General features: G+C 65.1%; 15 protein-coding genes. 9 read left to right on the forward strand and 6 right to left on the reverse strand.

The genetic code is table 11. The features are described from left to right. The first annotated feature begins 261 nt into the window (after positions 1 to 261). The 3 genes from Q4G14_RS13140 to Q4G14_RS13150 all read left to right on the forward strand — a co-directional run bounded on the left by Q4G14_RS13140 (position 262) and on the right by Q4G14_RS13150 (position 2,346). Positions 262 to 1,140, forward strand: coding sequence for a DUF533 domain-containing protein (locus Q4G14_RS13140; protein WP_303362211.1), 879 nt, complete (start codon positions 262 to 264; stop codon positions 1,138 to 1,140). A gap of 160 nt (positions 1,141 to 1,300) precedes the next feature. Then, positions 1,301 to 1,753: a cytochrome c gene (locus tag Q4G14_RS13145; RefSeq protein ID WP_303362212.1), complete on the forward strand. Its 453-nt coding sequence runs from the start codon at positions 1,301 to 1,303 to the stop codon at positions 1,751 to 1,753. Next, complete coding sequence (locus Q4G14_RS13150; RefSeq protein WP_303362213.1) at positions 1,750 to 2,346, forward strand: cytochrome b/b6 domain-containing protein; 597 nt, start codon at positions 1,750 to 1,752, stop codon at positions 2,344 to 2,346. Before Q4G14_RS13145 ends, Q4G14_RS13150 begins: the two co-directional genes overlap by 4 nt. A gap of 67 nt (positions 2,347 to 2,413) precedes the next feature. Here the strand turns inward: Q4G14_RS13150 and Q4G14_RS13155 are convergent, their stop codons facing one another. Further along, the gene (locus tag Q4G14_RS13155; RefSeq protein ID WP_303362214.1) at positions 2,414 to 3,214 is read right to left on the reverse strand and encodes a hypothetical protein; all 801 of its coding nucleotides are present in this window, start codon (positions 3,212 to 3,214) and stop codon (positions 2,414 to 2,416) included. Between the two features lie 25 nt (positions 3,215 to 3,239). Further along, positions 3,240 to 5,483, reverse strand: coding sequence for a DNA topoisomerase IV subunit A (parC, locus tag Q4G14_RS13160; protein ID WP_303362215.1), 2,244 nt, complete (start codon positions 5,481 to 5,483; stop codon positions 3,240 to 3,242). Between the two features lie 183 nt (positions 5,484 to 5,666). On the opposite strand from parC, the gene Q4G14_RS13165 reads away from it, so the two are divergent. The 6 genes from Q4G14_RS13165 (at position 5,667) to Q4G14_RS13190 (ending at position 9,584) form a co-directional block, all read left to right on the forward strand. Beyond that, on the forward strand, positions 5,667 to 6,167 hold the full coding sequence (locus Q4G14_RS13165) for an SH3 domain-containing protein (RefSeq protein ID WP_303362216.1): 501 nt from the start codon (positions 5,667 to 5,669) through the stop codon (positions 6,165 to 6,167). A 3-nt stretch (positions 6,168 to 6,170) separates the two neighbouring features. Beyond that, positions 6,171 to 6,992, forward strand: a complete 822-nt coding sequence (locus tag Q4G14_RS13170; protein WP_303362217.1) for an SDR family NAD(P)-dependent oxidoreductase — start codon at positions 6,171 to 6,173, stop codon at positions 6,990 to 6,992. A gap of 25 nt (positions 6,993 to 7,017) precedes the next feature. Beyond that, on the forward strand, positions 7,018 to 7,215 hold the full coding sequence (locus Q4G14_RS13175; RefSeq protein ID WP_303362218.1) for a twin transmembrane helix small protein: 198 nt from the start codon (positions 7,018 to 7,020) through the stop codon (positions 7,213 to 7,215). Positions 7,216 to 7,220: 5 nt separating this feature from the next. Then, positions 7,221 to 7,793: a cob(I)yrinic acid a,c-diamide adenosyltransferase gene (locus Q4G14_RS13180; protein WP_303362242.1), complete on the forward strand. Its 573-nt coding sequence runs from the start codon at positions 7,221 to 7,223 to the stop codon at positions 7,791 to 7,793. A 106-nt stretch (positions 7,794 to 7,899) separates the two neighbouring features. Continuing rightward, positions 7,900 to 8,658, forward strand: coding sequence for an electron transfer flavoprotein subunit beta/FixA family protein (locus tag Q4G14_RS13185; protein ID WP_303362219.1), 759 nt, complete (start codon positions 7,900 to 7,902; stop codon positions 8,656 to 8,658). Continuing rightward, on the forward strand, positions 8,658 to 9,584 hold the full coding sequence (locus Q4G14_RS13190) for an electron transfer flavoprotein subunit alpha/FixB family protein (protein ID WP_303362220.1): 927 nt from the start codon (positions 8,658 to 8,660) through the stop codon (positions 9,582 to 9,584). Before Q4G14_RS13185 ends, Q4G14_RS13190 begins: the two co-directional genes overlap by 1 nt. Before the next feature lie 66 nt (positions 9,585 to 9,650). Here the strand turns inward: Q4G14_RS13190 and glmM are convergent, their stop codons facing one another. The 4 genes from glmM to Q4G14_RS13210 are packed head-to-tail and all read right to left on the reverse strand — an operon-like array spanning position 9,651 to position 13,447. After that, positions 9,651 to 10,994, reverse strand: coding sequence for a phosphoglucosamine mutase (gene glmM / locus Q4G14_RS13195; protein WP_303362221.1), 1,344 nt, complete (start codon positions 10,992 to 10,994; stop codon positions 9,651 to 9,653). Beyond that, positions 10,991 to 11,971 (reverse strand): dihydropteroate synthase, encoded by a 981-nt coding sequence (gene folP / locus Q4G14_RS13200; protein WP_303362222.1) that lies wholly within the window; start codon positions 11,969 to 11,971, stop codon positions 10,991 to 10,993. The genes glmM and folP overlap by 4 nt, the downstream gene beginning before the upstream one ends. After that, complete coding sequence (locus Q4G14_RS13205; RefSeq protein WP_303362223.1) at positions 11,968 to 12,771, reverse strand: dihydroneopterin aldolase; 804 nt, start codon at positions 12,769 to 12,771, stop codon at positions 11,968 to 11,970. The genes folP and Q4G14_RS13205 overlap by 4 nt, the downstream gene beginning before the upstream one ends. A 37-nt stretch (positions 12,772 to 12,808) precedes the next feature. Next, positions 12,809 to 13,447, reverse strand: coding sequence for a cell wall hydrolase (locus tag Q4G14_RS13210; RefSeq protein ID WP_303362224.1), 639 nt, complete (start codon positions 13,445 to 13,447; stop codon positions 12,809 to 12,811). Positions 13,448 to 13,488 lie beyond the last annotated feature (41 nt).

A 13,488-nucleotide genomic window follows, 5' to 3' on the forward strand; every position in this document is an offset into this window, starting at 1 on the left:
CAATCGTCCCGATGTTGACGTGCGGTTTCGTCCGTTCAAATTTTGCCTTTGCCATATGGGCCTCCTGATCGCGGGGCGGCGTTGCGAAATGGCCCCGTTTCTACGTCCGCCGCGATGTATAAGCACGGCAGGGAAAAATCAAGGGCATGGACGGGCTTGCCGGGCGTGTCTGTGACGGGAACCGGAAAGCCGCGAAAGACGTTGCATATCCGGCTGATGCGGTGCCAATCTGGTGGCCGCAGGTGATCTTTGGAGGATGCCATGAGCATGATGAAAACCCTTGCCCGCGTGGCCGCCGGTGTGATGCTGGCGAAAGGGATCGGATCCGTGATGAAAAATGCCCAGCAGGGCGGCAGCACCACCGCATCCGGTCGTTCGCAGGGCGGGTTGCTGGACGATCTGATCGGTGGCGTCACCGGGCGTCGTACCGGCAGCACCAGCGGCGGGACCAGCGGTGGCGGTCTGTCGGATATTCTGGGGCAGGTTCTGGGCGGTCAGAGCGGCGGTGCCGGCACCGGGCGTCGCTATGGCGGGCCGAATTCTTCGGGTGCCAGCGGTGGTCTGGGGGGCATTCTTGACCAGTTGACCAGCAGCGCGCGTGGCGGTGCGACCGCGCGCGGCAGCAGCGGTGGCGGCCTGGGCGATCTGCTGGGCGGCTTGCTGGGCGGCGCGGCGGGTGGCCTTGCGCAGAAAGGCTCGCAGCAGCAGAACGACGCCAGCTTTGGCGAGCTGTTCAACGACGCCGTTGTGCGTCAGGACGAACCCGAGGTTGCGCCGACACCCGAACAGAACGCCGTGGCGGCGCTGATGCTGCGGGCAATGATTCAGGCCGCCAAGGCCGATGGCAAGATCGACGACAACGAAAAGCAGCGCCTGACCGGGCAGTTGGGCGACATCGACGACGAGGAACGCCAGTTCATCCGCGACCAGATGGCCGCGCCCGTCGATGCCGCTGCCTTGGCGCGCGAGGTGCCCAAGGGGCTGGAGGCGCAGGTCTATGCCATGTCGCTGATGGCCATCGACTTTGACAGCAAGGCCGAGGCCGAATACCTGCACGCTCTGGCGGAGGGCATGGGGCTGAGCCGCGAGCAGGTGAACGACATTCACCAGCAGATCGGCGTGCAGAACCTGTATGCCTGAACCGTGCCGCGGGGCGGAGTGTTTCCGCCCCGCGACCGCCGGGTTCCGCCTGTGCGAACGAGTGTGTGAACGGGGCGGCATTGATGATTTCCGCCGGTTGTGTCAGGGTGCGGTCGCGGGCCGAGACCATCCAAACGACAGTCAAACCGGAGACCCCCCTATGAAAAAGCTGATCCTTTCCGCTGTTCTGGCCGCCATGCCTGCGGTCGCCTTTGCCGATGATGCCAAAGAAGAAGCCATAGAGGCGCGTCAGGGCTATTTCCAGATGCTGGGCATCAATATGGGTGTGCTGTCGGGCATGGCCCGTGGCGAGATCGCCTATGACGAGGATGCCGCCTCGACCGCCGCAACGAACATTGAGGTTCTCAGCAATTATGCGCTTGCCGGGCTGTTCGTCGAAGGCAGTTCCAGCGATGACATGGACGATTCCCGCGCCCTGCCGGTAATCTGGAGCGACAGCGCCGATTTCGCCGTCAAATACGCCGCTTTGGGCGAAGCTGCTGCTGGCGCGGGCGAGGCCGTCAGGGGTGGTCAGGGTAACATCGGGCTGGTTCTTCAGGCGTTTGGCGGCACCTGCAAATCCTGCCACGACAAGTTCCGCAAACCGGAATGAGCGGCGGGCAAACCAGCACCCAGCCGGAACGGGTGAAGCTGTGGGACCCGCTGTTGCGCGGGTTCCACTGGATTCTGGCCGTTCTGGTGATCGCTGCATGGTGTCTGGGCAAATTCGGCCCGCTGAACATGTGGCTGCATTTCTGGCTGGGTTATACGATCATCGGGCTGGTGGCGTTTCGTCTGATCTGGGGCATCGTCGGGCCGAAACCGGCGCGCTTTACCAGCTTTGTGCGCGGGCCGGGCGCGATCATCGGCTATGCCCGGCACATGTTCGAACGCCGCCCCAGCTATTGGCCGGGGCATAACCCCTTGGGCGCGCTGTCGGTTCTGGCGCTGCTGGCGGTGCTGATCTGGCAGGTCGGCACCGGGCTGATCGCCGATCCCGATGATTACATCAACATCGGCCCGCTGGCGTCAGAGGTCAGCCGCGCGACCTCTCGCAAGGCTGTGGGCTGGCACCATCTGGGGGCCAATCTGATCCTGATTCTGGTCTTGCTGCATGTGGCGGTGATTATGTTCTATCGCTTTTGGAAGCGCGAGAACCTGATCCGGCCGATGCTGACCGGCTGGAAATGGGTGATCCGGCGATAAGCGTTGCAGCGGGGGCTTCGCGCCCCCGCACCCCCGCGGGATATTTGCAGACCAAAGATGCCGCGCGTCAGAGGTTGTAATAGCGGACCGGGTTCTGGCCGTGGCGCATGTCGTCGGGCAGCCATTTGCCGCGCTTTCCGACGTAGTGTTGCCAGATGTCATCCGGGGCAAGCTCGCCCTTGAAGCCAAGGCGGTGCGTGGCGGGCGGTGTAAAGCGGGGCGGCGGAAAGTGTTCCGGCGTTGCTGGCAGCCATTGTTTCGGCACGAAGACGCCCCGCACGATGCCATGGATCACAGCAAGAACAAAATCGGCCTGTTCAGCCCGCCATTGGGCGATTTTCCATGCATAGCGCACCCGGTCCAGTAGTTGCTGATTGTTGTCGTGCTCCATCGAGTTGATGTTAATCAGCACCAGCCGGTCGCCGGGGCGCGGTTCGCATTTCGGCAGGGCGTATTTGTCGATGATTTCTTGCGCGTGCATCGGGCCGCGATCATTACTGTGATGACCGGCAGCGATATTTGACAGGCCGGGAAGGGCGTCTATGATGGCTGCTTCCACCTCATAAGCGGTCCTGGCGTCTTCTATTCCGTGCCGGTGAATGATGTGGATCACGGGAAGGCCGACGCGGCGGATGTCGCGGATACGGGAGATTTTCAGGTTTTCAGCGTCATCGCTGTTTTCCTGTTCGCTGTCATCCGTTCTGATCTGATCGGCGTCAAGGCCCGCTGCGTGTTGAAAGACACGATTGCCTTTGCCTTTGCCGACATAAAAGGTTTCGCCATTGCGGGGGTCGATCAGGCGATAGACGTAAAACTTCAGTTTTTCGCTGACACCGGCGGGGAAGCCGGTTACGTCTTCATTCTTCATTCTTCATTCTCCAGTTAGCATCATCTTACCCAAACCGATTATCCCTCGGGAAGCCGCGCGGGGCCATGCGGCCTGCGCTGGCGCGTTTGCCCAGCCATTCGGTCAGGTCGGGTTCCGTGCGGGTTTTGCCGCCGCCCATGGGCCAGCTTAGCCCTTGGGCCAGCGTCAGAAAGCGGGCGTCGGACAGGGTGTCGCCGGCCAGCAGCCCGCCGCCGCTGGCGTATTTTTGCAGGCGCACGCCTTTGCCGCGGCCCATTTCGGGCAGGTCGGTCAGCGGGAAGATCAGCAGCTTGCGGTTGGTGCCGATGACCGCGATGTGATCGCCGTGGACGGGACGGCATAGCAGCGCCTCGCCGTTCAGCACCTGTTTGCCGGTTTTCGTCTGCGCCAGAATGTCGGCGGCACCGACGATGAAGCCGTCGCCCGCGCGCGAGGCGACCAGGTATTTTTCGCCCTCGCGCCAGGGGAACAGGGCGATGATGTCGGCTTCGTTCGGCAGGTCGATCATCAGCCGCAGCGGTTCGCCAAGGCCGCGTCCGCCGGGCAGGTTATGCGCGGGCAGGGTGTAAAAGCGCCCGTTCGAGGCGAACAGCATCAGCTTGTCGGTGGTTTCGGCGTGCAGCGCCAGCAAGGGGCCGTCGCCGTCGCGGAACTTCATCTCGGCGTCCAGCGGCTGATGGCCCTTCATCGCCCGTATCCAGCCCATTTTGGACAGGATCACCGTCAGCGGCTCGCGCTCGATCATGGCGTCGAGGTCGAGGGGCTGGACGTCTTCGGCCTCGGTGATTTCGGTGCGGCGCTGACCGGCGGGGTGGGATTTGCCGAACTTGCTGCGAACGTCCTTCAACTCGTCGGTGATGCGGCCCCATTGCGCGGCGTCGTCGGCCAGCATGGCGGTCAGCGCATCGCGTTCGGCGATCAGGCTGTCGCGTTCGGCGCGCAGCTCGATTTCTTCGAGCTTGCGCAGCGCGCGCAGGCGCATGTTCAGGATCGCCTCGACCTGGGTATCCGACAGGCCGAATTCGGCGATCATCACCGCCTTGGGGTCGTCCTCATAGCGGATGATCTCGATCACGCGATCAAGGTTCAGATAGGCGATCAGATAGCCTTCCAGCACTTCGAGCCGGGCGGCGATCCTGTCCAGCCGGTGCTGCGAGCGGCGGATCAGCACCTCGCGCCGGTGGTCCAGAAAGGCGCGCAGCACCTCGCGCAGGGAACAGACGCGGGGCACGCGGCCGTCGATCAGCACGTTCATATTCAGGCTGAAGCGGATTTCCAGATCCGAGACCCGGAACAGCGCCGCCATCATCTGCGCGGCGTCCACGCTGCGGGTGCGCGGTTCCAGAACGATGCGGATGTCATCTGCCGATTCGTCGCGCACATCGGCCAGAATCGGCACCTTGCGGGTCTGGATCAGTTCGGCCAAGCGTTCGATCAGGCGGGATTTCTGCACCTGATAGGGAATTTCGGTGACGACGATCTGCCACTGGCCGCGGCCCAGATCCTCGACCTGCCAGCGGGCGCGCAGGCGGAACGCGCCGCGCCCGGTGCGATAGCTGTCGGCGATCGACTGCCGCGTTTCGACCAGCACGCCGCCGGTGGGGAAGTCTGGTCCCTGGATGATCCCGGCCAGCGTATCGTCGCGCGCGTCGGGGGTTTTTATCAGATGCAGGCAGGCGTCGATGACTTCGTGCAGGTTATGCGGCGGGATGTTGGTGGCCATCCCCACGGCGATGCCGGATGCGCCGTTGCACAGCAGGTTGGGAAAGGCGGCGGGCAGCACCACGGGTTCGGTCAGCGTGCCGTCATAATTGGGGCGGAAATCGACGGCGTTTTCGGCCAGACCCTCTAGCAGCGCCTCGGACGGTTCGGCCATCCGCGCCTCGGTATAGCGGCTGGCGGCGGGGTTGTCGCCGTCGATATTGCCGAAATTGCCCTGACCATCGACCAGCGGGTAACGCATGGCGAAATCCTGGGCCAGCCGTGCCATGGCGTCATAGATCGCCGCATCGCCATGCGGGTGATAGTTGCCCATCACATCGCCGGTAATCTTGGCCGATTTGCGAAAGGCGCCAGTTGGCGACAGCCGCAATTCGCGCATGGCATACAGGATGCGGCGATGCACCGGCTTTAACCCGTCACGGGCGTCGGGCAGGGCGCGGTGCATGATCGTGGACAGCGCATAGGTCAGATACCGTTCGCCAATGGCGCGGCCAAGCGGTTCGGGGACGGTGTTCTGATCGTGATCCGGGGCGGGTTCGTCTGACATGGGTGTTTGGATAGGCCGCACCTGCTTTGCGGTCCAGCGCAAAATCATTATAATGCCCCTGCCGGTCAGCGGCTGGCGGGATAAAACGCACCGTCACGTTAAGCAAGGGGAGCGCCGGGGCTGGACCTGTGTTGTTTCTGGCGATAGCGGCAAAACACATACACCAAGTTGTGACCCTGAACGATGATTCGACTGACGATCCTGACCATTGCGGTTCTGTTTGCCGTGCTGACCATCTGGGGCGACCCCGGTGCCCGTCAGCGCGAGGTGGCCGATACCGGACAGCCGCCGATGGTTGTCCCTGCCGCTGAAACCAGCCTGATCGACGCGCTGACGCCTGCACAGCGGCCCGAACTGATCCGCGTCACCGAACAGACGCCGCAGCGGGTCAACCCCTATCCCGGCCCCGCGCTGCGGCCTTCGCCGGAATATCAGTCGCAGGCGCAGGCCGCCGTTGCCGATCTGGCCGTGCCCGACGGGGCCGAGGTGATGTATGTCACCGGCAACCGGGTGAATTTCCGCGCCGGGCCGTCCACCAATGATGCGGTGGTCGGTGCGCTGACGCGGGGGACGCCGGTGCAGGTGCTTGGCCCCCGGTCGGGCAATTGGGTGCAGATCCGCGATGCGCAGGGACGTAACGGCTATATGTCCGGCGATTTCCTGTCCTCCGATCGGGCGCGCTGACCCATGGCCCGGCGCGTTCTGATTACCGGCTGCTCATCCGGCATCGGCCTTGATGCCGCGCGGCATATGCAGGCGCGGGGCTGGCAGGTCGTGGCCACCTGCCGCCGCGAGCAAGACCTTGCCGCCCGCCACGCCGAGGGGATGGAGGCGGTTCACCTGGAACTGTCCGACGAAGCCAGCGTTGCCGAATGTGTGCGGCAGGTGCTGGCGGCTGGCCCGCTGGACGGGGTGGTGAACAATGCCGCCTTCGCGCTGCCCGGCGCGTTAGAGGATCTGCCGCGCGCGGGCCTGCGCTCGATCTTCGAGGCGAACCTGTTCGGCACCCATGACCTGACCTGCCGCCTGATCCCGCATTTCCGCGAACGCGGTGCGGGGCGGATCGTGAATGTGTCCTCGGTTCTGGGGCTGGTCGGGCTGCACTGGCGCGGGGCCTATGTGGCCAGCAAATTCGCGCTGGAGGGGATGACCGATGTGCTGCGGATGGAAATGTCCGACACGCCGGTCAAGGTGGTTCTGATCGAACCCGGCCCGATCACCAGCCGCATCCGCGTCAACTCGATCCCGCATTTCGAACGCTGGATCGACTGGGAAAACAGCGCCCGCGTCGAACAATACCGCAGCCTGCTGACCAAGCGCCTTTACCAGCCCTCGGGCAAGGACCGCTTTGAACTGCCGCCCGAGGCGGTCAGCCGCCGCATCGCGCTGGCGCTGGAATCGGCCACCCCGGCGGCGCGCTATTATGTGACGACCGCCACATGGCTGTCGGGGATTGGGCGGCGCGTGCTGCCGACCCGCGCACTGGACTGGTTCGCCGCGCGCAGCTAACCTGCCTGTCGAAAGGCGGTGCCGGATGAGCGATAATCCTCTGTTTCTGCTGGCCATACTGGCCGCGGCCGGTGTTTTGGTGATTCTGGTGGCCGGGGTCGGCGGCTTTGCCCGGAATGGCGACTTTAACCGGCGCAATTCCAACCGGCTGATGCGGTGGCGGATCATCGTGCAGGCGGTGGCCTTTGCGCTGATGATGCTGTTTTTGTGGCTCAGGGGCTGATCGCGATGGTTGTGCTGAACAAGATCTATACCCGGACAGGCGACGGCGGCGATACGGCGCTGTCGGATGGCAGCCGCGTGGCCAAGCACGATCCGCGCGTCGAAGCCTATGGCACCGTGGACGAGCTGAACGCCACGCTGGGCCTGTGCCGCCTGCACGCCACGGATGAAATGGCGCAGCGGCTGTCGGTGATCCAGAACGATCTGTTCGATCTGGGCGCCGACCTGTCGCGCCCCGATATGGCCGCCGATGCCGATGCGCCCTATCCGGTGCTGCGCATCGTTCAGGCGCAGGTGGACCGGCTGGAAACGGAAATCGACACGATGAACGCGGCCCTGTCGCCGCTGCGCAGTTTCGTGCTGCCCGGCGGCTCGGCGCTGTCGGCGCATCTGCATCTGTCGCGCACCGTCTGCCGCCGGGCCGAGCGTCGCGCCACCGAACTGTCCGCGCAGGCCGATGCCAACCCCGCCGCCGTCCGCTATCTGAACCGCTTGTCCGACTGGCTGTTCGTGGCCAGCCGGGTGGCAAACGATCAGGGCGCGGGCGATGTGCTGTGGGTGCCCGGTGCCTCGCGCTGACGGAACGCGGCGTTGCAGCGCCATATGTCGTCGTTTTTGCGTTGTAACTGCGCGCGCGGCAGGGCTATCACTTTGACGCAATGATGACGCAATAAGGGAGAGTGGGATGAAAATCCTGGTGCCGGTCAAGCGCGTGATCGACTATAACGTGAAGGCCCGCGTAAAGGCGGACGGATCGGGTGTCGATCTTGCGAACGTCAAGATGTCGATGAACCCGTTCGATGAAATCGCGGTGGAAGAAGCGATCCGTCTGAAGGAAAAAGGCGTCGCCTCGGAAATCGTGGCTGTCAGCATTGGTGTCAAACAGGCGGCGGAAACGCTGCGCACCGCGCTGGCCATGGGCGCCGACCGCGCTATTCTGGTTGTCGCCGCCGATGATGTTCACCAAGACATCGAGCCGCTGGCCGTCGCCAAAATCCTTGCCAAAATCGTCGAGGAAGAACAGCCCAAGCTGGTTATCGCCGGCAAGCAGGCGATCGACAACGACATGAACGCCACCGGCCAGATGCTGGCGGCGCTGCTGGGCTGGGGCCAGGCCGCCTTTGCCAGCAAGGTTGAAATCGAGGGCGAATCCGCCAAGGTCACGCGCGAGGTGGACGGCGGTCTTCAGACCATCGAGGTCAAGCTGCCCGCCATCGTCACCGCCGACCTGCGCCTGAACGAACCGCGCTATGCGTCGCTGCCCAACATCATGAAGGCCAAGAAAAAGCCTCTGGATGAAAAAACCGCTGCCGATTACGGCGTGGATGTGACCCCGCGCCTGACCGTGGTCAACACTCGCGAACCCGAAGGGCGCAAGGCCGGGATCAAGGTTGGTTCGGTCGATGAACTGGTGTCGAAACTGAAAGAAGCGGGGGTGGTGTGATGGCTGTTCTGCTGCTGGGAGAAGTGACCAACGGCGTTCTGAACGTCGATGCGACGGCCAAGGCCGTGAATGCGGTCAAGGGCCTGGGTGATGTGGCTGTGCTGTGCGCCGGTGCCTCGGCCCGCGACGCGGCGGCCGAGGCGGCCAAGATCGACGGCGTGGCCCGCGTGCTGGTCGCCGAAAACGATCTGTATGGCCACCGTCTGGCCGAACCGACGGCGGCGCTGATCGTGTCGCTGGCGGGCGATTATTCGCATATCGTTGCCCCGGCGACGACCGATGCGAAAAACGTCATGCCGCGCGTGGCCGCGCTGCTGGATGCGATGATTATCTCGGACGTGTCGGCGGTGGTCGATGCCGACACCTTTGAACGCCCGGTCTATGCCGGCAACGCGATCCAGACGGTGAAATCGTCCGACGCGAAAAAGGTGCTGACCGTGCGCACCGCGTCCTTCGATGCGGCGGGGCAGGGTGGTTCCGCGGCTGTGGCGGATGCCTCTGTCGCCGAAGATCCGGGCCTGTCGAAATGGGTCGCGGACGAGGTGGCCCAATCCGACCGCCCCGAGCTGACCTCGGCCGGGCGCGTGGTGTCGGGCGGTCGCGGCGTGGGTTCCAAGGAACAGTTCGCCATCATTGAAGCCCTTGCCGACAAGCTGGGCGCCGCCGTTGGCGCATCGCGCGCGGCGGTCGATTCGGGCTATGCCCCGAACGACTGGCAGGTGGGCCAGACCGGCAAGGTCGTGGCACCGGAACTGTATGTCGCGGTCGGTATCTCGGGCGCGATCCAGCACCTTGCGGGGATGAAGGATTCCAAGGTGATCGTTGCGATCAACAAGGATGAAGAAGCTCCGATCTTCCAGATTGCCGATTACGGGCTGGTGGGCGACCTGTTCATCGCCGTGCCGGAACTGACCGAAAAGCTGTAATCCGGCTGACAGATACAGAAACGCCCCGGTTTTCACCGGGGCGTTTTCGTTTGGGGTGGTCGCCGCTCAGGCGGCTTTTTCGACTGCGGCGCAGATGCCGTCCACCACGTCGCGCAGGGTGGCTTCGTCCTCGGCCTCGGCCATGACGCGGATCAGCGGCTCGGTGCCGGATTTGCGGATCAGCAGGCGGCCCGAACCGGCCAGCCGCGCCTCGGCCTCGGCGATGACGGCCTGCACCCCGGCGGCGGACAGCGGGTCGGCTCCGGCGGAATAGCGCACGTTTTTCAGTAGTTGCGGCACCGGGTCGAACTGGCGCACCAACTCGCTGGCGGGGCGGCCACTGTCGGCCATGGCGGCCAGGAATTGCAGGCCCGCGATCAGCCCGTCGCCGGTGGTGGCATAGTCGGTCATCACGATATGGCCCGACTGTTCGCCGCCAAGGTTGAACCCCGCGCTGCGCATCCGTTCCACCACATAGCGGTCGCCGACCTTGGTGCGTTCCAGTTGCAGCCCGCGCCCGGCCAGCCAGCGTTCCAGCCCAAGGTTCGACATCACCGTAGCCACCAGCGCGCCGCCGCGCAGCCGGCCCTGTTCGGCCCAACGGCCCGCCAGCAGCGCCATGATCTGATCGCCATCGGCCACCGCGCCGGTTTCATCGACGATCATCACCCGGTCGGCGTCACCGTCCAGCGTGATGCCCAGATGCGCGCCATGCGCGCGCACGGCGTCGGCACAGGCCTGGGGATGAGTGCTGCCGACGCCATCGTTGATGTTGAAACCGTTCGGTTCGATCCCCAGCGGGATCACCTCGGCCCCCAGTTCCCACAGCACATCCGGCGCGGCGCGATAGGCGGCACCGTTGGCGCAGTCGATCACCACCTTCAGCCCGTCCAGCCGCTGGCCCGCCGGAAAGGTGGTCTTGGCATATTCGACATAGCGCCCGCGCCCGTCGTCGATCCGCTTGGCCCGGCCGATGTTATCGGGCTGCGAGGGGGCGATGTCGCCCGCGACGATGGCCTCGATCTCCATCTCGGCCTCGTCCGACAGTTTGAAACCGTCGGGGCCAAAGAACTTGATGCCGTTGTCATGCGCCGGGTTGTGGCTGGCGGAAATCATGATGCCCAGATCGGCGCGCATCGAACGGGTCAGAAAGCCCACCGCAGGCGTCGGCACCGGACCCAGCAGCAGCACGTTCATGCCGGTGCTGGTCAGCCCGGCGGTCAGCGCGTTTTCCAGCATATAGCCCGACAGCCGCGTGTCCTTGCCGATCACCACCCGGTGCCGGTTCTTGCCGTCGCGGCGAAAGTAGCGCCCCGCCGCCGCCCCCAGCCGCAGGGCCATTTCGGCGGTCATCGGATAGGTGTTTGCCTGCCCCCGCACCCCGTCGGTGCCAAACAATTTGCGGCTCATGACATGTGCTCCTTTGTAACGGCCAGCCACAGGGCCAGCCCTTGCCGTATCGCGCCCACATCGTGAACGCGGTGAATTTGCACGCCCTGCGCCACGGCTGCCAGCGTCAGCGCCAGCGTGCCGGGGGCGCGGTCGGCGGCCAGACCGGCCCCGCCGATGCTGCCGATGAACCGCTTGCGCGAGACACCCAGCAGAATCGGACAGCCCAGCCCATGATACAGCGAGATGCGCCGCAGGATTGCCAGATTATGCGCCTGCGTCTTGCCAAAGCCGATGCCGGGGTCGATCACGATGCGGTCACGCGGAATGCCTGCGGCCTGCGCCCGCGCGATCCGTGCGGCCAATGCGTCGTAAACGTCCAGCAGCACATCGTCATAGCGCGGGTCGTCCTGCATCGTGTCCGGCAGGCCCTGTGCGTGCATCAGGCAGACCGGCACGTCCCGTTGCGCCACCAGCGCGGGCAGGTCGGGGTCAAAGTCAAAGCCCGACACGTCATTGACCAGCCCGGCCCCGGCATCCAGCGCGGCGCGGGCCACGGTGGCCTTGCGGGTATCGACGGAAATGGCGGCCCCCTTCAGCGCGGAGATGGCGGGGGTGATGCGGGCGATTTCATCTGCGGCGGGCACCTCGGCCGCGCCGGGGCGGGTGGATTCGCCGCCGATGTCCAGCATATCCGCCCCCTGATCCAGCAAGGCGCGGGCCTGCGCCGCCGGGTCATAGCTGCCGCCATCGGAAAAGCTGTCGGGCGTGGCGTTGACGATACCCATGATGCGCGGCGCGTCCATCGGCAACCCCAGCACCGGCGCGCGCGGGGTGGTCAGCGCGGCGATCAGATCAGCGGGGGCCTCGTCTGTGATGACCGGAGCGGTGCCTCGGGCCAGCCGTTCAAAGCGGGAAAACCCGGTCCAGCCGCCAGCCAGCCGCCAGCGGGATGCGGCAGTGTCGGCGTCGGGGATCGGGCGGTAATAGGTGCTCATGGCAGGGGCGTGCCGGGGATCTGCGCGACAGTCAGCGCCGGGTCGCCGGTGCTGGCCACGGCAGGCGCGCCGGGGGGCAGGGCGATTTCCAGCCGCTGCGCGCCGGTGCGATGCGCCAGCCATTGCGCCAGCGCAAGCGGGTCGGCATCCAGCCCTGCCTCGTCGGCAACCATGCGGGTGGGTGCCCAGACCGTGTGCAGTTGCTGCGCTACGGCCCAATCCAGTTCGGTGCGCGTGTCGGCCACATCCAGCCCCAGCCGCCCGGCCAAGGCCCATGCCGCCTGATCCAGCGCCAGCAGCGCCACCATGCGGTCATTGCCACCCTGCGGCAGCGGCAGCATCGGCGCGGCGGGGATCAGGATCACCGCACCCTGCGGCAGCGGCGCATCGGCCATGACCAGACGCAGCATCGGCGCGGCGGCGGTCGGGGTGTCGGTTTCCATCCGCGCGGCGCTGCGGCTGATGGTGATGCCAAGCGCGCCGGGCACGCGATCCAGCTTTTCCACCGTCACCTGCACCCGTGCGGCGCGCGGATGGGCCAGCACCTCGGCCGCGATCTTTTCGGCTACGGTTTCCAGCAGGTTATAGCGTTGATCGGCCAAGGTCCGCGCGACCGCATCGGTCAGCACGTCATAGGACAGGATGCGGTCCACATGGTCATCGACACCGGCAACCGGCTGCGCCAGATCGACCGTCAGGTCAAAGCGCAGCCGCTGTTCATGCCCGCGTTCCGATTGAAACGCGCCGATGTCCACCGCAAGGACGTAATCGCGCAGGTGTATCTGGTCGGGGTGATCCATCTGGCTGGTTTGCCCGCAAACACCCGCCGAAACAAGATCAGTTCGAGGCCAGACGCTGCCCGCCCTGACGGTAAAAGATATGGTTGCCGATGCGCGTGGTGCGGGTGAACCGATGCGACCAGTTCGGGCGCACGGCGGTGGTGTGGAAATAGGTGGCACCGCCGGTCAGTTCACGCGGGTGGCCCGACAGCGCGCGGCGGGAAATATCGACCGCGCGGTTATAGGCCGCCTGATTGCGGATGCGGGGCTTGCCGCCGATGGTATAGGAAAACTGCGCCCGCTGGTTCACCACCCCGCACACGGTCGAGGGAAAGCGGCGGCTGTCCACGCGGTTCAGGATCACCTCGGCCACGGCGGCCTGCCCACGCACACCTTCGCCGCGCGCTTCGAAATACAGCGCCTCGGCCATGCAGGACAGTTCCGACTGGCTGACCGCGTTGGCGGCGGTGCGGGTCAGATAGACCTGTTCCGGGCCGTTGGTCAGAGAAACCGGCTGGGCATCGGTGAACAGCAGTGGTTCATCGCGGGGCATCTGGTCGGGCGCGGCAATACCATGCAGTTCAGCAGTGCGCGACGAAAACGCCGCGTTGTTGGCATTGGCGGGCGCGGCCAGCGAAAGGCCGGTCAGGGCAAAGGCAAAAATCGCGTAATGGCGCCATGTTCGATCAAATATCATTGGAAATATCCCTCTGAATTCGCGTCGCGTCGGTTTCTATG

It is taken from the genome of Paracoccus sp. (in: a-proteobacteria) (assembly GCF_030538755.1).
Taxonomy (GTDB): domain Bacteria; phylum Pseudomonadota; class Alphaproteobacteria; order Rhodobacterales; family Rhodobacteraceae; genus Paracoccus.

Excerpts from the sequence above, each read along its gene's own strand:
- parC (WP_303362215.1), bottom strand. The coding sequence starts at position 5,483 with ATGTCAGACGAACCCGCCCCGGATCACGATCAGAACACCGTCCCCGAA.
- Q4G14_RS13155 (WP_303362214.1), bottom strand. The coding sequence starts at position 3,214 with ATGAAGAATGAAGACGTAACCGGCTTCCCCGCCGGTGTCAGCGAAAAA.
- Q4G14_RS13185 (WP_303362219.1), top strand. The coding sequence starts at position 7,900 with ATGAAAATCCTGGTGCCGGTCAAGCGCGTGATCGACTATAACGTGAAG.
- Q4G14_RS13210 (WP_303362224.1), bottom strand. The coding sequence starts at position 13,447 with ATGATATTTGATCGAACATGGCGCCATTACGCGATTTTTGCCTTTGCC.
- Q4G14_RS13145 (WP_303362212.1), top strand. The coding sequence starts at position 1,301 with ATGAAAAAGCTGATCCTTTCCGCTGTTCTGGCCGCCATGCCTGCGGTC.
- Q4G14_RS13180 (WP_303362242.1), top strand. The coding sequence starts at position 7,221 with ATGGTTGTGCTGAACAAGATCTATACCCGGACAGGCGACGGCGGCGAT.
- Q4G14_RS13175 (WP_303362218.1), top strand. The coding sequence starts at position 7,018 with ATGAGCGATAATCCTCTGTTTCTGCTGGCCATACTGGCCGCGGCCGGT.
- Q4G14_RS13165 (WP_303362216.1), top strand. The coding sequence starts at position 5,667 with ATGATTCGACTGACGATCCTGACCATTGCGGTTCTGTTTGCCGTGCTG.
- Q4G14_RS13150 (WP_303362213.1), top strand. The coding sequence starts at position 1,750 with ATGAGCGGCGGGCAAACCAGCACCCAGCCGGAACGGGTGAAGCTGTGG.
- folP (WP_303362222.1), bottom strand. The coding sequence starts at position 11,971 with ATGAGCACCTATTACCGCCCGATCCCCGACGCCGACACTGCCGCATCC.
- Q4G14_RS13205 (WP_303362223.1), bottom strand. The coding sequence starts at position 12,771 with ATGGATCACCCCGACCAGATACACCTGCGCGATTACGTCCTTGCGGTG.
- Q4G14_RS13190 (WP_303362220.1), top strand. The coding sequence starts at position 8,658 with ATGGCTGTTCTGCTGCTGGGAGAAGTGACCAACGGCGTTCTGAACGTC.
- glmM (WP_303362221.1), bottom strand. The coding sequence starts at position 10,994 with ATGAGCCGCAAATTGTTTGGCACCGACGGGGTGCGGGGGCAGGCAAAC.
- Q4G14_RS13170 (WP_303362217.1), top strand. The coding sequence starts at position 6,171 with ATGGCCCGGCGCGTTCTGATTACCGGCTGCTCATCCGGCATCGGCCTT.
- Q4G14_RS13140 (WP_303362211.1), top strand. The coding sequence starts at position 262 with ATGAGCATGATGAAAACCCTTGCCCGCGTGGCCGCCGGTGTGATGCTG.